The following is a 21,030-nucleotide window of genomic DNA, read 5'->3' on the forward strand; positions in this document are numbered from 1 at the left end:
AATATTACTGCGGCGAGGTTTCCAGCGGTGCTGGGGTCGGGACCGGGGTGGTCTCGATGGTGTCGATTTCGCGCTGGATGGATTCTTCCACCGAACCGGGTTTGGCAGGTTTTTCTTCCGGCTGCGGCGTCGGTTGGCCTTCGCCGGCTGGGCTGACGGTGGTGTCGCCGCTGCCGCCGAGAATTTCCTGGTCCTTGCTCACGCCGGGCATGAAGTCGCCGGACAGGCTGACCAGTTGGTCGCTTTCGTTGAAGAAGACGCTCATGCGCTCCTGCTGGCGCTGCCCGCCACCAGGCTGCAGACTGTACAGGTAGTCCCAGCGGTTGGTGTTGAACGTGTCCTGAATCAGCGGGTTGCCCATGATAAACCTTACTTGCCGGCGGGTCATTCCGGGACGTAATTGGTCTATCATGTCTTGCGTAACGACATTGCCCTGCTGGATGTCGATTTTGTAAACCCCGGGAAACGAGCAACCGGCGAGTGCGAGCAGTCCCACAAAGGTGAGGCTGGTTAGCAAGAGCTTGGTGTTTTGCATCGGTGGGCGACTTCCACTATCTTGGCTGGACAACGTAAACCCCGATCATACCCGTATTAAGAGAAGCTGCGAAGCAGCATCGGCGAGAAAGCTGACCATGGTTGAAAATAGCGAATTGCGCAAAGCCGGTCTCAAGGTGACCCTGCCTCGAGTCAAGATCCTTCAAATGCTGGACTCGACCGAGCAGCGTCACATGAGTGCCGAGGATGTCTACAAGGCGCTGATGGAGGCGGGCGAGGACGTCGGTCTGGCTACTGTTTATCGCGTACTGACCCAGTTCGAAGCAGCGGGTCTGGTGGTTCGCCACAACTTCGACGGCGGTCATGCAGTGTTCGAGCTGGCGGACGGCGGTCACCACGACCATATGGTCAACGTGGACACCAGCGAAGTCATCGAATTCATGGATGCCGAGATCGAAAAACGTCAGAAAGAGATCGTCGCCGAGCATGGCTACGAGCTCGTGGACCACAATCTGGTCCTGTATGTACGTAAGAAGAAGTAACGATTTTTATCGTTGTTCATGACAAAGGCGACCTCAGGGTCGCCTTTGTACTTTAGGGCTCGGGTGATTCATGTCTGCCCAATCGCCAGCGCGCCGGCTCGGACACGGCTCCGGTGGGCCCGAAGATCTCAAGCCTTCCCGCTGACCACCATCTTGCGCGCATGCGCCAGGGATTCCTTGGTCAAGTCGATACCGCCGAGCATCCGCGCCACTTCCTCGACCCGCTCGCGCTTGGCCAGGCTGGTCACTGCGGTGTGAGTGGTGTCGCTGTTGCGCACCTTGTGCACGAACAAATGGTGATGCCCTTGTGCGGCGACTTGCGGTAGGTGGGTCACGGTCAGGACTTGGCCGCGTTCACCCAATCGGCGCAGCAACTGGCCGACGATTTCGGCGGTGGGGCCGCCGATGCCGACGTCGACTTCGTCGAACACCAGCGTCGGGATGCGGGAGGTTTGAGCAGTGATCACCTGGATCGCCAGGCTGATGCGTGACAGTTCACCGCCCGAGGCCACCTTGGCCAGGCCCTTGAGGGGTTGCCCAGGGTTGGCGCTGACCAGCAGTTCGATCTGCTCAAGGCCGTGGGGCGACAGTTCCTGGCCGTCGTTTGGTGTCAGTTCGATGCAGAAACGCCCGCCGGGCATGCCCAGGCGCTGGATCTCCTGCTCGACGGCAGTTGCCAGCTGGCTGGCGGCCTGCCGACGCAGTGCGCTCAGTTCGCTGGCCTTCTCTTTATAGTGGTGGGCGTAGGCGGTCAGCTCATCGCCCAGGCGTTCGATGGATTCGTCACTGGCATTGAGCCCTTCCAGCTCTTCCATCAGCTGTTGTTGCAGGTGCGGTAGCTCGGTCGGGTGCACGCGGTGCTTGCGTGCCAGGGTGTAGAGGGTGTCGAGGCGTTCTTCCAGGGCTTGCAGGCGCATGGGGTCGGCATCGAAGTTGTCCAGGAAGCGGTTGAGTTCGCCCACGGCCTCTTCGACCTGGATCTGCGCGCTGGCGATCAGGTTGGCGGCCTCTGCCAGTGCCTTGGGGGCATGGTTGGCGGCGCCCAGCCGGTTGAGGCTGGAGGTGAGGGCGCTCAGCACATTGCCCGAGTCGCTCTCGCTGCACTGGTCGATGACCTGGCGGCAAATGCCGAACAGCGCCTCGGCACTGGTCAGGTTCTTGTGTTCCTGTTCGAGTTGTTCGAGTTCGTTTTCGCCCAGGCCCAGGTTGTCGAGTTCTTCCAGTTGATAGCTGAGCAGCTGATGGCGAGCGCGTTGCTCGTCGCTCGAGTTGGTCAGGCGCTCCAGTTCGAGGCGGGTCTGGTTCCAGCGTTTGGCGGCCAATTGCACCTGGCGCGCCAGGTCGATGGCACCGGCATATTCGTCCAGCAGGCGGCGATGGGTGTCGGTCTTGAGCAGCGACTGGTGTTCGTGCTGGCTGTGAATGTCGATCAGCAGTTCGCCCAGCGCCTTCAGGTCGCCCAGCGGGCAGGGTGTGCCGTTGATGTAGCCGCGGCTTCGGCCCTCGGCGGTGATGACCCGGCGCAGGATGCACGGCCCGTCGATGTCCAGGTCGCGTTCGGCCAACCAGGCGCGTGCCTCGGGGATGTCCACCAGGTCGAAGGTGGCGAGGATGTCCGCCTTGTCTGCGCCGGGACGCACAACGCCGCTGTCGGCACGGTCACCCAAGGTGAGGCCGAGGGCGTCGAGCATGATCGACTTGCCTGCGCCGGTCTCACCGGTGATGACGGACATGCCACGGGCCAGTTCGAGGTCGAGGTGCTCGACGATGGCGTAGTTGTGAATGGACAGGTGCACCAGCATGAGGGCGGCTCCCGAAGCGGTTGGTCTGGTTATTTATACAGTAGTTTTTTCGAGGCTGACAATGCCCGTTGGCAGATTCTTGCGTTGCCTGAAAACCACATTGCCCCTTGAAGCCTGTTTTTCCGGCCCCATATAGCCGACAAACAAGGCGAGCCAGGCTCGCAGACCAGAAATTTGCGGAGGAGAACACCCATGGCTGACGAACAGCTGGATGAAAACACCCTTAATACCGAAGAGGCTGGTGCGACGTCCGTCGATGCCCGCGTCCAGGAGCTAGAGGAGCAGCTGGCCGCCGCCAAGGATCAGTCCCTGCGCACCGCCGCCGAACTGCAGAACATTCGCCGTCGTGCCGAGCAGGACGTCGAGAAGGCGCACAAGTTCGCCCTTGAGAAATTCGCCGGCGACCTGCTGCCGGTCATCGACAGCCTGGAACTCGCCCTGACGCACTCCAGTGCCGAAGACGAGCACGTCAAGCAGATTCGCGAAGGCGTCGAGCTGACCCTGAAGATGTTCCAGGACACCCTCAAGCGCTACAACCTCGAAGCCATCGACCCGCACGGCCAGCCGTTCAATGCCGAGCACCATCAGGCGATGGCCATGCAGGAAAGCGCCACTGTCGAGCCCAACAGCGTGCTGAACGTGTTCCAGAAGGGCTACCTGCTCAATGGCCGCCTGCTGCGCCCCGCCATGGTGGTGGTCAGCAAGGCGCCAGCAGCGCCACAACCTTCTATCGATGAAAAGGCTTGAAATCCGTCAGGGCATCCCCATCTAGGTGTCAAGCCTTCAAGTATTACCGCAGTTGGCTGAATGAAGTCGCTGCTACCAAATTCAAGTTTCGGGAGATTCAACATGGGTAAAATCATCGGTATCGACCTGGGGACCACCAACTCGTGCGTCTCCATTCTGGAAAACGGTAACGTCAAAGTCATCGAGAACGCCGAGGGCGCGCGTACTACCCCTTCGATCGTGGCTTACGCCAACGATGGCGAAATCCTGGTTGGCCAGTCGGCCAAGCGCCAGGCCGTCACCAACCCGCACAACACCCTGTTCGCCGTGAAGCGTCTGATTGGCCGTCGCTTCGAAGAAGACGTCGTGCAGAAAGACATCAAGCTGGTGCCGTACAAGATCGTCAAAGCCAACAATGGTGACGCTTGGGTCGAGGCCGGCGGCAAGGAAATGGCTCCGCCGCAAATCAGCGCCGAAGTCCTGAAGAAAATGAAGAAGACCGCCGAAGACTACCTCGGCGAGCCGGTCACCGAAGCGGTCATCACCGTTCCGGCCTACTTCAACGACAGCCAGCGTCAGGCCACCAAGGACGCCGGCCGCATCGCGGGTCTGGACGTAAAACGCATCATCAACGAACCGACCGCTGCTGCCCTGGCCTACGGCATGGACAAAGCGAAGGGCGACCACACTGTGATCGTCTATGACCTCGGTGGTGGTACCTTCGACGTTTCCGTGATCGAGATCGCTGAAGTCGACGGCGAGCACCAGTTCGAAGTACTGGCCACCAACGGTGACACCTTCCTGGGTGGTGAAGACTTCGACATGCGCCTGATCGACTACCTCGTCGACGAATTCAAGAAAGAGTCGGGCATGGATCTGAAGAACGATCCGCTGGCCCTGCAACGTCTGAAAGAAGCGGCTGAAAAGGCCAAGATCGAGCTGTCCTCGTCTCAGTCGACCGACGTCAACCTGCCGTACATCACTGCGGACGCTACCGGTCCTAAGCACCTGAACGTGAAGATTTCCCGCGCCAAGCTGGAATCGCTGGTCGAAGACCTGGTCAACCGTACCATCGAGCCTTGCCGCATCGCGCTGAAAGACGCGGGTATCGACGCAAGCAAGATCGACGACGTGATCCTGGTCGGTGGCCAGACCCGTATGCCGATGGTGCAGAAAGCCGTTGCCGACTTCTTCGGTAAAGAAGCACGTAAGGACGTCAACCCGGACGAAGCCGTTGCCATGGGCGCAGCCATTCAAGGCGCGGTACTGGCCGGTGACGTGAAGGACGTACTGCTGCTGGACGTCAGCCCGCTGACCCTGGGTATCGAAACCATGGGCGGCGTGATGACTCCGCTGATCGAGAAGAACACCACCATCCCGACCAAGAAGTCGCAGGTGTTCTCGACTGCCGATGACAACCAGGGCGCTGTGACCATCCACGTTCTGCAGGGTGAGCGTAAGCAGGCCGCTCAGAACAAGTCGCTGGGCAAGTTCGACCTGGCCGACATTCCGCCGGCCCCACGCGGTGTGCCGCAGATCGAAGTGACCTTCGACATCGACGCCAACGGCATCCTGCACGTCAGCGCCAAAGACAAGGCCACCGGCAAGTCGCAGTCGATCGTGATCAAGGCCAACTCCGGTCTGTCGGACGAAGAAATCGAGCGCATGGTGCGTGACGCCGAGGCCAACGCCGAGGAAGACCGCAAGTTCGAAGAGCTGGCCGCTGCCCGTAACCAGGGTGACGCGCTGGTTCACTCGACTCGCAAGATGGTCGCTGACGCCGGTGACAAGGTTACCGCCGAAGAAAAAACCGCCATCGAAGCTGCGGTCGTTGCCCTGGAAGCCGCCGTCAAAGGCGACGACAAGGCTGCCATCGATGCCAAGGTCGAGGAGCTGTCGAAAGTCTCCGCGCCAGTGGCTCAGAAGATGTACGCCGAACAGGCTCAGCAGCCGCAGGGCGGTGCCCAGCAGGCTGAGCCGGAAGCCAAGCACGATGACGTGGTTGACGCCGAGTTCGAAGAAGTGAAAGACAACAACAAGCAGTAATCCCTGCATGTTGTCGGCCAGTGAGCGTCATTTGACGATGAACTGGTAGGATGTCGCCGCGCGGGGGCTTGCTCCCGCGTTGGTGTGTCTGGAATACGAGAATTTTTACAGCATCTGTCAGGGCGCTTTGGGCGTGTAGCGGCAGGTGCTGACGGCATGGAGCATGCCGAACGCCCTCAAGAGTGCAAATGACCTATGGCAAAGCGTGATTATTATGAGGTCCTGGGTGTCGAGCGTGGCGCCAGCGAAGGTGACCTCAAGAAGGCTTATCGCCGCCTGGCGATGAAGTACCACCCCGACCGCAACCCGGATGACAAGGCGTCGGAAGAGCAATTCAAGGAGGTCAGCGAGGCCTATGAAGTGCTGTCCGACGCGAACAAGCGTGCATCCTACGACCAGTATGGCCATGCCGCTTTCGACGCTGGCATGGGTGGCGGTGGCGGCGCTGGTTTCGGTGGTGCCAACTTCTCTGACATCTTCGGTGATGTCTTCAGTGATTTCTTCGGCGGCGGACGCGGTGGTGCTCGTGGCGGCGCGCAGCGCGGCAGCGACCTGCGATACACCCTGGAGCTGAATCTGGAAGAGGCTGTGCGCGGTACCACGGTCAATATCCGGGTGCCTACGCTGGTCAACTGCAAACCCTGCGACGGTTCGGGTGCGAAGAAGGGGTCGACCCCATCCACCTGCCCGACCTGCGGCGGTGCTGGCCAGGTACGCATGCAGCAGGGCTTCTTCGCCGTGCAGCAAACCTGCCCCCGTTGCCATGGGCAAGGCAAGATCATCACCGACCCTTGCACCTCTTGCCATGGCGAAGGCCGTGTCGAGGAATACAAGACCCTTTCGGTCAAGGTGCCGGCGGGCGTCGATACCGGCGACCGCATCCGCCTGTCCGGTGAGGGCGAGGCCGGTACCCATGGTGGCCCGACCGGCGACCTGTACGTGGTCATCAATGTGCGTGAGCACGCGATCTTCCAGCGTGATGGCAAGCATCTGTACTGCGAAGTGCCGATCAGCTACACCGATGCGGCCCTGGGCGGCGAGCTGGAAGTGCCGACCCTCGATGGTCGGGTCAAGTTGAAGATCCCCGAAGGCACCCAGACCGGCAAGCAGTTCCGCCTGCGTGGCAAGGGCGTGGCGCCGGTGCGTGGGGGTGCGGCGGGCGACCTGCTGTGCCGTGTCGCGGTGGAAACGCCGGTCAACCTCAGCCGCCGTCAGCGCGAGCTGCTTGAAGAACTGCGCGATTCGCTCGATGGCGACAGCTCTCATTCGCCCAAGGCCAGTGGCTGGTTCGAGGGTGTGAAGCGCTTCTTCGGCGATCTCTGACAAGGAACAGACGTATGCGACGTATTGCAGTGATGGGCGCGGCGGGGCGGATGGGCAAGACCCTCGTCGAGGCCGTGCAGCAACAGGCGCCTCAGGCAGGCCTGACGGCGGCGATCGATCGCCCCGATAGTTCCCTGGTGGGGGCGGATGCGGGTGAGTTGGCGGCCCTGGGCCGTATTGGCGTGCCGATTTCCGATGACCTGGCCAAGGTCGCCGACGAGTTCGATGTGCTGATCGACTTCACCCATCCCTCGGTCACCCTGAAGAACCTGGCGTTCTGCCGCAAGGCAGGCAAGGCCATGGTCATCGGTACCACTGGTTTTACCCCGGAAGAAAAGCAGCAACTGGTCGAGGCGGGCAAGGAGATTCCGATCGTCTTCGCCGCCAACTTCAGCGTTGGCGTCAACCTGTGCCTCAAGCTGCTGGATACCGCAGCGCGGGTATTGGGCGACGATGTGGATATCGAGATCATCGAGGCGCACCACCGACACAAAGTCGATGCACCTTCGGGTACCGCCCTGCGCATGGGGGAGGTGGTTGCCCAGGCGTTGGGGCGCGATCTGCAGGAAGTGGCCGTTTACGGTCGCGAAGGCCAGACTGGCGCGCGCGATCGTCAGACCATCGGTTTCGCTACTGTGCGTGCCGGTGACGTAGTCGGTGACCACACCGTGCTGTTCGCCGCCGAAGGCGAGCGCGTGGAGATCACCCACAAGGCGTCCAGCCGCATGACCTTTGCCAAGGGTGCCGTGCGTGCGGCGCTGTGGCTGGATGGGCGTGAGCCGGGCCTGTACGACATGCAGGATGTGCTCGAGCTGCGTTAAGCAGGTCGAGCGGCGGTGGCTTCATCGCGGTAAGCCTGCTCCCGCTCCCGCATGGAATGGCGTTGCTCCGAGGTTTGGCGCGGTGTCTGTAGGAGCGGGTTTACCCGCGAAGGGGTTTTCAGGGATGTCAGTCTGTCGCAATCATGTGTTTTAGAGACACATATGCGGTAGACCTAAAACGCACTTTTCTGTAAGCTACAGCTTTAGTGTGTCCACTAAAAGCGCGCAGCGAATTGAATTCAGCACATGAAAGCGGGGTGACGTGTCCATACGTCACTCCGCTTTTTTGCAACCTGCGATCGCCCTTTCATGCTTGATTAACGGGAGGTCTTCTTGACAAAGCCAGCCATACTCGCCCTTGCCGATGGCAGTATTTTCCGCGGTGAAGCCATCGGAGCCGACGGTCAGACCGTTGGTGAGGTGGTGTTCAACACTGCTATGACCGGCTACCAGGAAATCCTTACTGATCCTTCCTACGCGCAGCAAATCGTTACCCTGACCTACCCGCACATCGGTAATACCGGCACCACCCCGGAAGATGCCGAGTCGAACCGCGTCTGGTCCGCTGGCCTGGTCATCCGTGACCTGCCGCTGCTGGCCAGCAACTGGCGTAACACCCAGTCGCTGCCTGAGTACCTGAAGGCCAACAACGTCGTCGCCATCGCCGGTATCGACACCCGTCGCCTGACCCGCATCCTGCGTGAGAAGGGCGCCCAGAACGGTTGCATCCTGGCCGGTGACAACATAAGCGAAGAAGCCGCCATCGCCGCTGCCCGCGCCTTCCCGGGCCTCAAGGGCATGGACCTGGCCAAGGTCGTTTCCACCAAAGAGCGCTACGAGTGGCGTTCCAGCGTGTGGGAGCTGAAAACCGACAGCCACCCGACCATTGACGCTGCCGACCTGCCTTACCACGTGGTGGCCTTCGACTACGGCGTCAAGCTGAACATCCTGCGCATGCTGGTCGCCCGCGGCTGCCGCGTGACCGTGGTGCCTGCCCAGACCCCGGCGAGCGAAGTCCTGGCAATGAATCCAGATGGCGTGTTCCTGTCCAACGGCCCTGGTGACCCCGAGCCTTGCGACTACGCGATCCAGGCGATCAAGGAAATCCTGGAAACCGAGATCCCGGTCTTCGGTATCTGCCTCGGCCACCAGCTGCTGGCCCTGGCCTCCGGCGCCAAGACCGTCAAGATGGGTCATGGCCACCACGGTGCCAACCACCCGGTCCAGGACCTGGACACCGGCGTGGTGATGATCACCAGCCAGAACCACGGTTTCGCCGTCGACGAAGCCACCCTGCCGGGCAATGTCCGCGCCATCCACAAGTCGCTGTTCGACGGCACCCTGCAGGGTATCGAGCGCACCGACAAGAGCGCGTTCAGCTTCCAGGGCCACCCTGAAGCGAGCCCAGGCCCGACCGACGTCGCGCCACTGTTCGATCGTTTCATCGATGCCATGGCCAAGCGCCGCTGAGCATCCTGCTTCAAGGCCCCGGGCCGGCTCGTGCCGCGCCCGGAAGCGCCTGACCCAGATTGTTCAAGACGGCTTGCCGACTGACCCGCGGATTTGAGTGACAACCCAATGCCAAAACGTACAGACATTAAAAGCATCCTGATTCTCGGCGCTGGCCCGATCGTGATCGGCCAGGCCTGCGAATTCGACTATTCCGGCGCCCAGGCCTGCAAGGCCCTGCGCGAGGAAGGTTTCCGCGTCATCCTGGTGAACTCCAACCCAGCCACCATCATGACCGACCCGGCCATGGCCGATGCCACCTACATCGAGCCGATCAAGTGGCAATCGGTGGCCAAGATCATCGAGAAAGAGCGTCCGGATGCCCTGCTGCCGACCATGGGCGGTCAGACCGCACTGAACTGCGCCCTGGACCTGGAGCGCCACGGCGTTCTGGAGAAATTCGGCGTAGAGATGATCGGTGCCAACGCCGACACCATCGACAAGGCCGAAGACCGTTCGCGCTTCGACAAGGCGATGAAAGCCATTGGCCTGGAGTGCCCGCGTTCCGGTATCGCCCACAGCATGGAAGAGGCCAACGCCGTTCTCGAGCGCCTGGGCTTCCCGTGCATCATCCGTCCGTCGTTCACCATGGGTGGCACCGGTGGCGGTATCGCCTACAACCGTGAAGAGTTCGAAGAAATCTGCGCCCGTGGTCTGGACCTGTCGCCGACCAAGGAGCTGCTGATCGACGAATCGCTGATCGGCTGGAAGGAATACGAGATGGAGGTGGTCCGTGACAAGAAGGACAACTGCATCATCGTCTGCTCCATCGAAAACTTCGACCCGATGGGTGTGCACACCGGTGACTCCATCACTGTCGCTCCGGCGCAAACGCTGACCGACAAGGAATACCAGATCATGCGTAACGCCTCGCTGGCGGTACTGCGTGAAATCGGCGTCGAAACCGGCGGTTCCAACGTTCAGTTCGGTATCTGCCCGAACACCGGCCGCATGGTCGTGATCGAGATGAACCCGCGTGTATCGCGCTCCTCGGCCCTGGCCTCGAAGGCTACCGGCTTCCCGATCGCCAAGATCGCCGCCAAGCTGGCCGTGGGTTACACCCTCGACGAACTGCAGAACGACATCACCGGCGGCCGCACTCCGGCTTCCTTCGAGCCGTCGATCGACTACGTCGTCACCAAGCTGCCGCGCTTCGCCTTCGAGAAATTCCCGAAAGCCGACGCCCGCCTGACCACCCAGATGAAGTCGGTCGGTGAAGTCATGGCCATCGGCCGTACCTTCCAGGAATCCCTGCAGAAAGCCCTGCGCGGCCTGGAAGTCGGTGCCTGCGGTCTGGACCCGAAAGTCGACCTGGCCAGCCCGGATGCCAACAGCATCCTCAAGCGCGAGCTGACCGTACCGGGCGCCGAGCGTATCTGGTACGTGGCCGACGCCATGCGTGCTGGCATGACGTGCGAAGAAATCTTCAAGCTGACCGGCATCGACATGTGGTTCCTGGTGCAGATGGAAGATCTCATCAAGGAAGAAGAGAAGGTCAAGACCCTGGCCCTGTCGGCCATCGACAAGGACTACATGCTGCGCCTCAAGCGCAAGGGCTTCTCTGACCAGCGTCTGGCCAAGCTGCTCGGCATCACCGACAAGAACCTGCGTCGTCACCGCCACAAGCTGGAAGTGTTCCCGGTCTACAAGCGCGTCGACACCTGCGCCGCCGAGTTCGCCACCGATACCGCCTACCTGTACTCGACCTACGAGGAAGAGTGCGAGGCCAATCCGTCGACCCGCGACAAGATCATGATCCTGGGTGGCGGCCCGAACCGTATCGGTCAAGGTATCGAGTTCGACTACTGCTGCGTACACGCTGCCCTGGCGCTGCGTGATGACGGTTACGAGACCATCATGGTCAACTGCAACCCGGAAACCGTTTCCACCGACTACGACACCTCGGACCGTCTGTACTTCGAGCCGCTGACCCTGGAGGACGTGCTGGAAGTCTGCCGCGTCGAGAAACCCAAGGGCGTCATCGTCCACTACGGTGGCCAGACCCCGCTGAAGCTGGCTCGCGCCCTTGAAGAAGCTGGCGTGCCGATCATCGGTACCAGCCCGGACGCGATCGACCGCGCCGAAGACCGTGAGCGTTTCCAGCAGATGGTTCAGCGCCTGAACCTGCGCCAGCCGCCAAACGCCACCGTGCGCAGCGAAGACGAAGCCATCCGTGCCGCTGGCGACATCGGCTACCCGCTGGTCGTGCGTCCGTCGTACGTACTGGGCGGTCGCGCCATGGAGATCGTCTACGAACTGGACGAGCTCAAGCGCTACCTGCGTGAAGCGGTCCAGGTCTCCAACGACAGCCCGGTGCTGCTCGACCACTTCCTCAACTGCGCCATCGAAATGGACGTGGATGCGGTGTGCGACGGCACCGACGTGGTGATCGGCGCGATCATGCAGCACATCGAACAGGCCGGTGTTCACTCCGGTGACTCGGCGTGCTCGCTGCCACCTTACTCGTTGAGCAAGGAAGTCCAGGACGAAGTCCGTGACCAGGTGCGCAAGATGGCCCTGGAACTGGGTGTCGTCGGCCTGATGAACGTGCAGCTGGCTCTGCAGGGCGACAAGATCTACGTGATCGAAGTCAACCCGCGTGCGTCGCGTACCGTTCCGTTCGTTTCCAAGTGCATCGGTACTTCCCTGGCGATGATCGCGGCGCGCGTCATGGCGGGTAAAACGCTCAAAGAGCTGGGCTTCACCCAGGAAATCATCCCGAACTTCTACAGCGTCAAGGAAGCCGTCTTCCCGTTCGCCAAGTTCCCAGGTGTTGACCCGATCCTCGGCCCTGAGATGAAATCTACCGGTGAAGTGATGGGTGTCGGCGACAGCTTCGGTGAAGCCTTCGCCAAGGCCCAGATGGGCGCCAGCGAAGTGCTGCCGAACGGCGGTACTGCGTTCATCAGCGTGCGTGACGACGACAAGCCACAAGTGGCTGGCGTTGCCCGCGACCTGATCGCCCTGGGCTTTGAAGTGGTTGCAACTGCCGGTACCGCCAAGGTGATCGAGGCGGCTGGCCTGAAAGTGCGCCGTGTGAACAAAGTGACCGAAGGTCGCCCGCATGTGGTCGACATGATCAAGAACGACGAAGTGTCGCTGATCATCAACACCACCGAAGGCCGCCAGTCGATCGCCGATTCCTACTCGATTCGTCGCAATGCGCTGCAGCACAAGATCTACTGCACGACCACCATTGCGGCAGGTGAAGCCATCTGCGAAGCGCTGAAATTCGGCCCTGAGAAGACCGTTCGCCGCTTGCAGGATCTGCATGCAGGACTTAAAGCATGAGCATTACCAAGTACCCGATGACCGTCCAGGGCGCTCGCGCCCTGGAAGAGGAACTGACCTTCCTGAGCAAGACCGAGCGCCCGCGCCTGAGCCAGGCGATCGGTGAAGCGCGTGAGCTGGGCGACCTCAAGGAAAACGCCGAGTACCATGCTGCCCGCGAAGAGCAGGGCATGGTCGAGGCGCGTATCCGTGACATCGAAGGCCGTCTGCAGAACTCGGTGGTGATCGATGTCACCACCATCGCGCACACCGGCAAGGTGATCTTCGGTACCACCGTGGACCTGGAGAACACCGAGACCGGCGATCAGGTGACCTACCAGATCGTGGGCGAGGACGAAGCCGACGTGAAGAAAGGCAAGCTGTCGAACAGTGCGCCGATCGCCCGTGCCATCATCGGCAAGGAAGAAGGTGACACCGTTGTCGTCAAGACGCCAAACGGTACGGTCGAGTACGAGATTGTCGAAGTCAAGCACATCTGACCGGCGCCTTCGGGCGCCCTCCCTCGAGGGAATCCTCTGGCAGCTGGCCCAGGTCTTCTGGGTTGGCGGCCTCTGGGTGTTCCATGTGGGTTTGGTGCCTGCGCTCAAGGTCAGTGGTCTGGCGCCATTGCTGGTGCAGGATATCGCTGGGCAGATTGACCGCTGGTTGATCGGCGTGGCGTTGCTTGGGCTGTTGACCCAGCTGGCGGTGCTGGCGAGGGTGGAGGGCCTGGCGGCCTGGTGGCGGCAGTTTCGCGGCCAGATGCTGTTGCTCGGCTTCGGTGCTTGCGTGGGGTACTACACCCTGCGCTATGGCATCTCGGTAGCCGAGCGCTGGCAGATGTTCTGTTTTCTGGTGCTGGGCTTCTCCGGCATCGTGCTGGTAGCCCAGCCTGTCCCGGTCAAGACGCGTTCACCGCGCCACTGACAGGGAAGGCGCCGAGGCCTCGACGCTGGCAAGCCGGCCCCCACAGGGTGAATACCTGCGGGGGCCTTTCCGTTACTTGTAACGGTGGATGTTGGACAGCTGCTTGTTCGGCTGCGGGTTCTTGCGGTAGATCAGCGCTTTCTTGCCGATGGTCTGCACCAGCTCCGCGCGGCCAGCCTTGCACAGCTCGGCGATGGCGGCGGCACGTTCTTCACGATCTTCGGAGCGAATCTCGACCTTGATCAGTTCGTGGTCGGTGAGTGCACGTTCCAGTTCGGCGATGACGCCTTCGTTCAAGCCGTTGCCAGCCACGATCAAGACCGGCTTCAGGTCATGACCAATGGATTTGTACTGTTTCTTCTGCTCGTTATTGAGCGGCATAATCTGACCCTTTTCGTCTGATTCTGTAAAATTGACGGGCATTTTACCCGAGGGCCCGTGGCTCCGCCCAGTCAAACACGACGCATATCATCGAGGTGCCCCGTGGCGCAACGTTCCAAAAGCAGCCATAACTGGCTGAGAGAGCATTTCAACGATCCTTTCGTCAAGCAGGCGCAAAAGGATGGCTACCGCTCGCGCGCGAGCTACAAGCTGCTTGAGATCCAGGAAAAGGACCGACTGATCCGTCCTGGCATGAGCGTGATCGACCTGGGCGCCGCCCCGGGAGGCTGGTCGCAGGTGACCAGTCGTCTGATTGGTGGGCAGGGTCGCTTGATCGCATCCGACATCCTGGAAATGGACGCGATCCCCGACGTTACCTTCATTCAGGGCGATTTCACCCAGGATGAAGTCCTCGCCAGCATTCTGCAGGCAGTCGGCGATTCGCACGTGGACCTTGTGATTTCCGACATGGCCCCCAATATGAGTGGTACGCCTGCGGTGGACATGCCGCGCGCCATGTTCCTGTGTGAGCTGGCCCTCGATCTGGCCACCCGCGTCCTCAAGCCGGGCGGCGATTTCCTGATCAAGATTTTCCAGGGCGAAGGTTTTGACGTGTACCTCAAGGACGTGCGCAGCAAGTTCGACAAGGTACAGATGCGCAAGCCGTCGTCCTCGCGGGATCGCTCGCGTGAGCAATACCTGCTGGCCAGGGGCTTCAAAGGGGTGTGAAAAGGCGGGTTGGGGGGTGGTCGATAGTTATTTCCAATCGCCCGCCCCCTCAGGATCGTCCGAACTTCGTGTAGTCTAGGTTTCACAAAGGGTTACAGACGGTGCCTGCGGATGCGTAGGTAATGTAGTAAGTTAGGGCGACGAATATCATGCGAGGCACGGCTGCGTCGTGCGCCGGCCTCAGAGGGTAGCGAATTGAACGACATGGCAAAGAATCTGATCCTCTGGTTGATCATCGCGGCGGTCCTGGTGACGGTGATGAACAACTTCTCGAGCCCTAACGAGCCGCAGACCCTCAACTACTCCGACTTCATCCAGCAGGTAAAAGACGGGAAAGTCGAGCGTGTGACCGTCGATGGCTACATCATTACCGGCAAGCGTTCCGACGGCGACAACTTCAAGACCGTGCGTCCGGCCATTACCGACAATGGCCTGATCGGCGACCTGGTCGACAATCACGTCATCATCGAAGGCAAGCAGCCTGAGCAACAGAGCATCTGGACGCAGCTGCTGGTAGCCAGCTTCCCGATCCTGGTGATCATCGCCGTCTTCATGTTCTTCATGCGCCAGATGCAAGGCGGCGCGGGGGGCAAGGGCGGGCCGATGAGCTTCGGCAAGAGCAAGGCGCGCCTGTTGTCCGAAGACCAGGTCAAGACCACCCTGGCCGACGTCGCAGGTTGCGACGAAGCCAAGGAAGAGGTTGGCGAGCTGGTCGAGTTCCTGCGCGATCCGGGCAAGTTCCAGCGCCTGGGTGGCCGTATTCCGCGTGGCGTACTGATGGTAGGCCCGCCCGGTACCGGTAAGACCTTGCTGGCCAAGGCCATTGCCGGTGAAGCGAAAGTGCCGTTCTTCACCATTTCCGGTTCCGACTTCGTGGAAATGTTCGTGGGTGTCGGTGCCAGCCGCGTCCGTGACATGTTCGAGCAGGCCAAGAAGCACGCGCCTTGCATCATCTTCATCGACGAGATCGACGCCGTGGGTCGCCACCGTGGCGCGGGCATGGGCGGTGGTCACGACGAGCGCGAACAAACCCTCAACCAGTTGCTGGTCGAGATGGATGGCTTCGAAATGAACGATGGCATCATCGTCATTGCCGCCACCAACCGTCCGGACGTACTGGACCCTGCGCTGCTGCGTCCCGGCCGTTTCGACCGTCAGGTCGTGGTCGGCCTGCCGGATATCCGCGGCCGTGAACAGATTCTCAAGGTGCACATGCGCAAGGTGCCGGTCGGCGAGAACGTCAATCCGGCGGTCATCGCCCGTGGTACCCCTGGCTTCTCCGGTGCCGACCTGGCCAACCTGGTCAACGAGGCTTCGCTGTTCGCCGCACGCTCCAACAAGCGCCTGGTCGAAATGAAAGAGTTCGAACTGGCCAAGGACAAGATCATGATGGGCGCCGAGCGCAAGACCATGGTCATGTCCGAGAAGGAAAAACAGAACACTGCCTACCACGAGGCGGGTCATGCCATCGTCGGTCGTCTGGTGCCTGAGCATGACCCGGTCTACAAGGTGTCGATCATTCCTCGTGGCCGCGCCCTGGGTGTGACCATGTTCCTGCCGGAAGAGGACCGCTACAGCCTGTCCAAGCGCGCGTTGATCAGCCAGATCTGCTCGCTGTACGGTGGCCGTATCGCCGAGGAAATGACCCTGGGCTTCGACGGTGTCACCACGGGTGCCTCCAACGACATCATGCGTGCCAGCCAGATCGCCCGGAACATGGTGACCAAGTGGGGCCTGTCCGAGAAGCTCGGCCCGCTGATGTACGCCGAAGAGGAGGGCGAGGTGTTCCTCGGCCGCAGCGCTGCCAGCCAGCACGCCAGTGTCTCCGGTGAAACCGCCAAGCTGATCGACTCGGAAGTGCGCAGCATCATCGACCAGTGCTATGCCACGGCCAAGCAACTGCTGACCGACAACCGCGACAAGCTCGATGCCATGGCCGAGGCGCTGATGAAGTACGAGACCATCGACGCCGAGCAGATCGACGATATCATGGCCGGCCGTCCACCCCGCGAACCGCGTGACTGGGACGACGACTCGGCTTCGGGCACCTCTGCAACCCAGGGTGATCGCCCAGAGTCGCCGATTGGCGGCCCAGCGGCACAACACTAAGGGCACTTATGAGCTCACAGCAGTACCCGACCCGGTTGCCTTGCGGCAACCGGGTTCTTGATTTGTCCCGTACCCATGTCATGGGTATTCTCAATGTCACCCCCGACTCCTTCTCCGACGGCGGGCGCTTCAATCAGCGCGACGAAGCGCTTCGGCATGCCGAGGCGATGGTCGCTGCAGGCGCCACGCTGATCGACATCGGTGGCGAGTCGACCCGGCCTGGCGCGCGGGCAGTATCGGTTACTGAAGAGCTCGAGCGCGTGGCGCCGATGGTCGAGGCGATCAACAGTCGCCTGGATGTGGTGATTTCCGTGGATACGTCCACCCCGGCCGTGATCCGCGAGTCGGCGCGCCTGGGGGCCGGTCTGATCAACGACGTGCGCGCGCTGGAGCGCGACGGTGCACTGGATGCCGCTGCCGATACCGGCCTGCCGGTCTGCCTCATGCACATGCGTGGCGAGCCGGGCAATATGCAGGATGATCCACATTACGACGATGTGACCGCCGACGTTACGCGCTATCTTGAACAGCGGATGGCGGCCTGCGCAGCGGCCGGTATCGACGCTGACCGAATCATTCTTGATCCTGGCTTCGGTTTCGCCAAGACCCTGGCGCATAACCTGAGCCTGTTCAAACACATGGAAGCGCTCTACCGCTTGGGGCGCCCGCTTTTGGTGGGCGTTTCGCGCAAAAGCATGATCGGCTTGACCCTGGATCGCCCGGTGGGCGAGCGGTTGTACGGCAGTCTTGCGCTGGCGGCATTGGCGATGACCAAGGGTGCTAGCATCCTGCGCGTCCATGACGTGGCCGAGACCGTTGATGTCGTGCGCATGATCGCTGCGGTACAGAACGCCGAATAAGAACATTGGAGTCCCTATGAGCAGAAAATACTTTGGTACCGACGGCATTCGTGGCCGCGTCGGCGAATACCCGATCACACCGGATTTCATGCTGAAACTGGGTTGGGCTGCGGGCATGGCGTTCCGCAAGCAGGGCAATTGCCGAGTGCTGGTAGGCAAGGACACCCGTATCTCCGGGTACATGTTCGAATCGGCGCTCGAAGCCGGTCTTTCTGCCGCCGGTGCCGATGTCATGCTGCTCGGGCCGATGCCGACGCCGGCCATCGCCTACCTCACCCGGACCTTCCATGCCGAAGCGGGGATCGTCATCAGCGCCTCGCACAACCCGCATGACGACAATGGCATCAAGTTCTTCTCGGGCCAGGGCACCAAGCTGCCGGACGAAGTCGAGCTGATGATCGAGGAGTTGCTGGACCAGCCGATGACAGTGGTCGAGTCGAGCAAGCTGGGCAAGGTGTCCCGTATCAACGACGCCGCCGGTCGCTACATCGAGTTCTGCAAGAGCAGCGTGCCGAGCAGCACCAGTTTCGAAGGCCTCAAGCTGGTGGTCGACTGCGCCCATGGCGCTACCTACAAGGTTGCGCCCAGCGTGTTCCGTGAGTTGGGCGCTCAGGTGACCGTGCTGCATGCCCAGCCGGACGGCCTCAACATCAACGAGAATTGCGGATCCACGCACATCGAGTCGCTGCAGGCTGCCGTACTGGTCGGCCACGCCGACCTAGGCATCGCATTCGATGGCGATGGGGACCGTGTGCTGATGGTCGACCACACCGGCGCCATCGTCGACGGAGACGAATTGCTGTTCATCATCGCGCGCGACCTGCACGAGCGCGACAAGCTGCAGGGTGGCGTAGTGGGTACCCTGATGAGCAACCTCGGCCTGGAGCTGGCGCTCAAGGACCTGGATATTCCGTTCGTGCGGGCCAAGGTCGGCGACCGCTATGTCATGGCGGAGTTGCTCGAGCGCGAGTGGCTGGTTGGCGGGGAAAACTCCGGGCACGTGGTTTGCTGCAACCACACCACCACTGGCGATGCGATCATTGCCGCGCTGCAGGTGCTGTTGTCGCTCAAGCGCCGTGGCGAGACCCTGGCGCAGGCCCGCCAGGCCGTTCGCAAATGCCCACAGGTGCTGATCAACGTGCGCTTTGGCGCAAGCAAGGTCGACCCGCTGGAGCATCCTGCGGTGAAGGAGGCCAGTGCCAAGGTCACCGAGGCGATGGCTGGGCGCGGACGGGTACTTTTGCGCAAGTCGGGTACCGAGCCGCTGGTGCGGGTCATGGTCGAAGGCGACGACGAAAACCAAGTGCGCAGCCACGCCGAAGCCTTGGCCAAGCTGGTCAGCGAAGTTTGTGCCTGAAATAGGCTTGCCAGCGCAGATCTGGTTGGGTAAGATCTGCGCCCACTTTGACCGACGAGGTAAAGCATGCGTCGCCCCATGGTAGCTGGTAACTGGAAGATGCACGGTACCCGCGCCAGCGTCGCTGAGCTGATCCAGGGCTTGGGCAATATGTCCTTGCCAGACGGTGTGGAAGTCGCGGTGTTTCCGCCGGCGCTGTTCATCAATCAAGTCATTGATGGGCTGCAAGGCAGGGGGATCATCGTAGGTGCACAGAATTCTGCGGTAAAACCCGAAGAGGGTGCGCTGACGGGTGAAATTGCACCCAGTCAGTTGGTTGAAGCAGGTTGCAAGTTGGTTCTGATTGGCCATTCCGAACGCCGCCAAATTATTGGTGAAACTGAGGAAGTGCTGAAAGATAAGTTTGCAGCTGCTCAACTTAGTGGTTTAATGCCGGTGCTTTGCGTAGGGGAAACTCTCGAAGAGCGCGAGGCGGGCAAGACGCTTGAAGTTGTCGGGCGTCAACTAAGCAGTATCATCGATGCATTCGGTGTTAAGGCTTTTGCCAATGCAGTAATTGCTTATGAGCCCGTGTGGGCCATTGGCACAGGTTTGACGGCTTCGCCGCAACAAGCGCAGGATGTGCATGCAGCCATTCGCGCGCAGTTGGCGGCGGAAGACGCCGAAGTTGCCGCGAACGTGCAGCTTCTCTACGGCGGCAGCGTGAAGGCGGCCAATGCGGCTGAGCTGTTCGGCATGCCGGATATCGATGGGGGGCTCATTGGTGGAGCGTCCCTGAACGCAGACGAATTCGGTGCAATTTGTCGCGCCGCAGGAAACTGAACAAATGCTGGAAACAGTTATCGTTGTTTTTCATCTGTTGGCAGCGCTGTCACTCGTAGTGCTGGTTCTGTTGCAACAGGGTAAAGGTGCGGAAGCAGGTGCATCTTTCGGCGCAGGTGCCTCTAATACTGTGTTCGGAAGCCAAGGTTCTGCTACCTTCCTGAGTAAATTGACTGCTATACTCGCTGCCACTTTCTTTTTGACAGCACTTGGGTTAGGATACTTCGCCAAGCAACAAGCTCACCAGCTGAGCCAGGCGGGTCTCCCAGATCCAGCGGTACTGGAAGTGAAAGAGCAGAAGCCGGCAGTTAATGATGATGTACCGGTGCTCCAGGAGCAGAAGAGCGAAACCACCAACGCTGGTGACGTACCTCCTCCGGCTCAAGAGCAGAAGTAACGGGTTTCAAGTAGTAATATTGCCGAGGTGGTGGAATTGGTAGACACGCAACCTTGAGGTGGTTGTGCCCATAGGGTGTAGGGGTTCGAGTCCCCTTCTCGGTACCAATTAAAGCTTGAGAGCCCGCTTTAGCGGGCTTTCTTGCAGGTGGAGGTTAGATTGACCCTGTAGCGGGTTCAGTCTTATACTTTCGCCCCAGCTTTGTCGCGGGGTGGAGCAGCTTGGTAGCTCGTCGGGCTCATAACCCGAAGGTCGTTGGTTCAAATCCAGCCCCCGCAACCAGCTTCAGCGGAGCCCCTTTTCAGGGGCTTTTTGCTAGCCGAACAGTTATCGGCGTCGTTGTCCAACGGCGCTTTCAGGGATGGGCGCTTCGCCCATTTTTTATTTGCACAGCATGCACGAGGGGGTTCAGGTGTCGAGCAAGCTAGAACAGTTGCAGGCCTTGTTGGCCCCGGTGGTCGAGGGTCTGGGCTACCAATGCTGGGGGATCGAATACATCTCCCAGGGCAAACATTCGGTCCTGCGTATCTACATCGACAAGGAAGGCGGAATCCTGGTGGACGACTGCGAAGCGGTCAGCCGTCAGGCCAGTGCCATCCTGGATGTTGAAGATCCGATCAGCAGTGAATATACCCTCGAGGTGTCCTCTCCAGGCATGGATCGCCCGCTGTTCACTCTGGAACAGTTTGCTTCGCATGCCGGCGAACAAGTGAAGATCAAGCTGCGTACGCCCTTCGAGGGTCGTCGTAACTTCCAGGGCCTTCTCCGCGGTGTGGAGGAGCAGGATGTGGTGGTCCAGGTGGACAATCACGAGTTCCTGTTGCCGATCGACTCGATCGACAAGGCCAATATTATTCCCAGTTTTGACTGAGACGTGCCGGGCCCGGCGGACTGTCCGGACCCAATGGCTTGCG

19 protein-coding genes and 2 tRNA genes are annotated in these 21,030 nt (G+C 60.8%); 18 read left to right on the forward strand and 3 right to left on the reverse strand.

What is annotated here, in order from left to right:
- Positions 1 to 4 precede the first annotated feature (4 nt).
- Positions 5 to 535, reverse strand: coding sequence for an outer membrane protein assembly factor BamE (locus P3R38_RS03335; protein ID WP_023378608.1), 531 nt, complete (start codon positions 533 to 535; stop codon positions 5 to 7).
- Between the two features lie 97 nt (positions 536 to 632).
- Between P3R38_RS03335 and fur the strand changes: the two genes are divergently transcribed.
- On the forward strand, positions 633 to 1,037 hold the full coding sequence (gene fur, locus P3R38_RS03340) for a ferric iron uptake transcriptional regulator (protein ID WP_023378609.1): 405 nt from the start codon (positions 633 to 635) through the stop codon (positions 1,035 to 1,037).
- A 128-nt stretch (positions 1,038 to 1,165) separates the two neighbouring features.
- Here the strand turns inward: fur and recN are convergent, their stop codons facing one another.
- The gene (gene recN / locus P3R38_RS03345; RefSeq protein WP_023378610.1) at positions 1,166 to 2,839 is read right to left on the reverse strand and encodes a DNA repair protein RecN; all 1,674 of its coding nucleotides are present in this window, start codon (positions 2,837 to 2,839) and stop codon (positions 1,166 to 1,168) included.
- A 192-nt stretch (positions 2,840 to 3,031) separates the two neighbouring features.
- Here recN and grpE point away from each other — a divergent pair, with 192 nt between their 5' ends.
- From grpE to P3R38_RS03385, 8 genes are all read left to right on the forward strand, one after another.
- Positions 3,032 to 3,586, forward strand: coding sequence for a nucleotide exchange factor GrpE (gene grpE / locus P3R38_RS03350; RefSeq protein WP_023378611.1), 555 nt, complete (start codon positions 3,032 to 3,034; stop codon positions 3,584 to 3,586).
- A 102-nt stretch (positions 3,587 to 3,688) separates the two neighbouring features.
- Positions 3,689 to 5,611, forward strand: coding sequence for a molecular chaperone DnaK (gene dnaK, locus P3R38_RS03355; RefSeq protein ID WP_023378612.1), 1,923 nt, complete (start codon positions 3,689 to 3,691; stop codon positions 5,609 to 5,611).
- A gap of 195 nt (positions 5,612 to 5,806) precedes the next feature.
- Positions 5,807 to 6,934: a molecular chaperone DnaJ gene (gene dnaJ, locus P3R38_RS03360; RefSeq protein ID WP_023378613.1), complete on the forward strand. Its 1,128-nt coding sequence runs from the start codon at positions 5,807 to 5,809 to the stop codon at positions 6,932 to 6,934.
- A 14-nt stretch (positions 6,935 to 6,948) separates the two neighbouring features.
- Positions 6,949 to 7,755, forward strand: a complete 807-nt coding sequence (gene dapB / locus P3R38_RS03365) for a 4-hydroxy-tetrahydrodipicolinate reductase (protein ID WP_023378614.1) — start codon at positions 6,949 to 6,951, stop codon at positions 7,753 to 7,755.
- Positions 7,756 to 8,088: 333 nt separating this feature from the next.
- Positions 8,089 to 9,225 carry a glutamine-hydrolyzing carbamoyl-phosphate synthase small subunit gene (gene carA, locus P3R38_RS03370; protein WP_023378615.1) on the forward strand — a complete coding sequence of 379 codons (1,137 nt, stop codon included), beginning with the start codon at positions 8,089 to 8,091 and terminating at the stop codon, positions 9,223 to 9,225.
- 108 nt (positions 9,226 to 9,333) lie between these two features.
- Entirely contained in the window at positions 9,334 to 12,555 is a 3,222-nt protein-coding gene (carB, locus tag P3R38_RS03375; RefSeq protein WP_277686823.1) for a carbamoyl-phosphate synthase large subunit, read from the forward strand.
- Positions 12,552 to 13,034: a transcription elongation factor GreA gene (gene greA / locus P3R38_RS03380; protein ID WP_023378618.1), complete on the forward strand. Its 483-nt coding sequence runs from the start codon at positions 12,552 to 12,554 to the stop codon at positions 13,032 to 13,034. The genes carB and greA overlap by 4 nt, the downstream gene beginning before the upstream one ends.
- A complete protein-coding gene (locus tag P3R38_RS03385; RefSeq protein WP_277686824.1) occupies positions 13,012 to 13,461 on the forward strand; it encodes an MFS transporter in 450 nt (149 codons plus the stop codon). The genes greA and P3R38_RS03385 overlap by 23 nt, the downstream gene beginning before the upstream one ends.
- Positions 13,462 to 13,533: 72 nt before the next feature.
- Here P3R38_RS03385 and yhbY read toward each other — a convergent pair whose 3' ends face one another.
- A complete protein-coding gene (gene yhbY / locus P3R38_RS03390) occupies positions 13,534 to 13,842 on the reverse strand; it encodes a ribosome assembly RNA-binding protein YhbY (RefSeq protein ID WP_023378620.1) in 309 nt (102 codons plus the stop codon).
- Between the two features lie 102 nt (positions 13,843 to 13,944).
- On the opposite strand from yhbY, the gene rlmE reads away from it, so the two are divergent.
- From rlmE to rimP, 9 genes are all read left to right on the forward strand, one after another.
- Complete coding sequence (rlmE, locus tag P3R38_RS03395; RefSeq protein ID WP_023378621.1) at positions 13,945 to 14,571, forward strand: 23S rRNA (uridine(2552)-2'-O)-methyltransferase RlmE; 627 nt, start codon at positions 13,945 to 13,947, stop codon at positions 14,569 to 14,571.
- A gap of 204 nt (positions 14,572 to 14,775) precedes the next feature.
- A complete protein-coding gene (gene ftsH / locus P3R38_RS03400; RefSeq protein ID WP_023378622.1) occupies positions 14,776 to 16,680 on the forward strand; it encodes an ATP-dependent zinc metalloprotease FtsH in 1,905 nt (634 codons plus the stop codon).
- An 8-nt stretch (positions 16,681 to 16,688) separates the two neighbouring features.
- Positions 16,689 to 17,540 (forward strand): dihydropteroate synthase, encoded by an 852-nt coding sequence (gene folP, locus P3R38_RS03405; protein ID WP_023378623.1) that lies wholly within the window; start codon positions 16,689 to 16,691, stop codon positions 17,538 to 17,540.
- A gap of 16 nt (positions 17,541 to 17,556) precedes the next feature.
- Positions 17,557 to 18,897 carry a phosphoglucosamine mutase gene (glmM, locus tag P3R38_RS03410; protein WP_277686825.1) on the forward strand — a complete coding sequence of 447 codons (1,341 nt, stop codon included), beginning with the start codon at positions 17,557 to 17,559 and terminating at the stop codon, positions 18,895 to 18,897.
- A 66-nt stretch (positions 18,898 to 18,963) separates the two neighbouring features.
- Complete coding sequence (gene tpiA / locus P3R38_RS03415; protein WP_202675874.1) at positions 18,964 to 19,719, forward strand: triose-phosphate isomerase; 756 nt, start codon at positions 18,964 to 18,966, stop codon at positions 19,717 to 19,719.
- Between the two features lie 4 nt (positions 19,720 to 19,723).
- Positions 19,724 to 20,116: a preprotein translocase subunit SecG gene (secG, locus tag P3R38_RS03420; RefSeq protein WP_023378626.1), complete on the forward strand. Its 393-nt coding sequence runs from the start codon at positions 19,724 to 19,726 to the stop codon at positions 20,114 to 20,116.
- A gap of 21 nt (positions 20,117 to 20,137) precedes the next feature.
- Positions 20,138 to 20,223 (forward strand) — tRNA-Leu (locus P3R38_RS03425).
- Positions 20,224 to 20,321: 98 nt separating this feature from the next.
- Positions 20,322 to 20,398, forward strand: a tRNA-Met gene (locus P3R38_RS03430).
- Positions 20,399 to 20,528: 130 nt separating this feature from the next.
- On the forward strand, positions 20,529 to 20,987 hold the full coding sequence (gene rimP / locus P3R38_RS03435; RefSeq protein WP_023378627.1) for a ribosome maturation factor RimP: 459 nt from the start codon (positions 20,529 to 20,531) through the stop codon (positions 20,985 to 20,987).
- Positions 20,988 to 21,030 lie beyond the last annotated feature (43 nt).

The sequence above is a fragment of the Pseudomonas sp. NyZ480 genome, from assembly GCF_029537255.1.
GTDB classification, from domain to species: Bacteria; Pseudomonadota; Gammaproteobacteria; order Pseudomonadales; family Pseudomonadaceae; genus Aquipseudomonas; species Aquipseudomonas taiwanensis.

Excerpts from the sequence above, each read along its gene's own strand:
- P3R38_RS03335 (WP_023378608.1), bottom strand. The coding sequence starts at position 535 with ATGCAAAACACCAAGCTCTTGCTAACCAGCCTCACCTTTGTGGGACTG.
- fur (WP_023378609.1), top strand. The coding sequence starts at position 633 with ATGGTTGAAAATAGCGAATTGCGCAAAGCCGGTCTCAAGGTGACCCTG.
- recN (WP_023378610.1), bottom strand. The coding sequence starts at position 2,839 with ATGCTGGTGCACCTGTCCATTCACAACTACGCCATCGTCGAGCACCTC.
- grpE (WP_023378611.1), top strand. The coding sequence starts at position 3,032 with ATGGCTGACGAACAGCTGGATGAAAACACCCTTAATACCGAAGAGGCT.
- dnaK (WP_023378612.1), top strand. The coding sequence starts at position 3,689 with ATGGGTAAAATCATCGGTATCGACCTGGGGACCACCAACTCGTGCGTC.
- dnaJ (WP_023378613.1), top strand. The coding sequence starts at position 5,807 with ATGGCAAAGCGTGATTATTATGAGGTCCTGGGTGTCGAGCGTGGCGCC.
- dapB (WP_023378614.1), top strand. The coding sequence starts at position 6,949 with ATGCGACGTATTGCAGTGATGGGCGCGGCGGGGCGGATGGGCAAGACC.
- carB (WP_277686823.1), top strand. The coding sequence starts at position 9,334 with ATGCCAAAACGTACAGACATTAAAAGCATCCTGATTCTCGGCGCTGGC.
- greA (WP_023378618.1), top strand. The coding sequence starts at position 12,552 with ATGAGCATTACCAAGTACCCGATGACCGTCCAGGGCGCTCGCGCCCTG.
- yhbY (WP_023378620.1), bottom strand. The coding sequence starts at position 13,842 with ATGCCGCTCAATAACGAGCAGAAGAAACAGTACAAATCCATTGGTCAT.
- ftsH (WP_023378622.1), top strand. The coding sequence starts at position 14,776 with ATGGCAAAGAATCTGATCCTCTGGTTGATCATCGCGGCGGTCCTGGTG.
- folP (WP_023378623.1), top strand. The coding sequence starts at position 16,689 with ATGAGCTCACAGCAGTACCCGACCCGGTTGCCTTGCGGCAACCGGGTT.
- glmM (WP_277686825.1), top strand. The coding sequence starts at position 17,557 with ATGAGCAGAAAATACTTTGGTACCGACGGCATTCGTGGCCGCGTCGGC.
- tpiA (WP_202675874.1), top strand. The coding sequence starts at position 18,964 with ATGCGTCGCCCCATGGTAGCTGGTAACTGGAAGATGCACGGTACCCGC.
- secG (WP_023378626.1), top strand. The coding sequence starts at position 19,724 with ATGCTGGAAACAGTTATCGTTGTTTTTCATCTGTTGGCAGCGCTGTCA.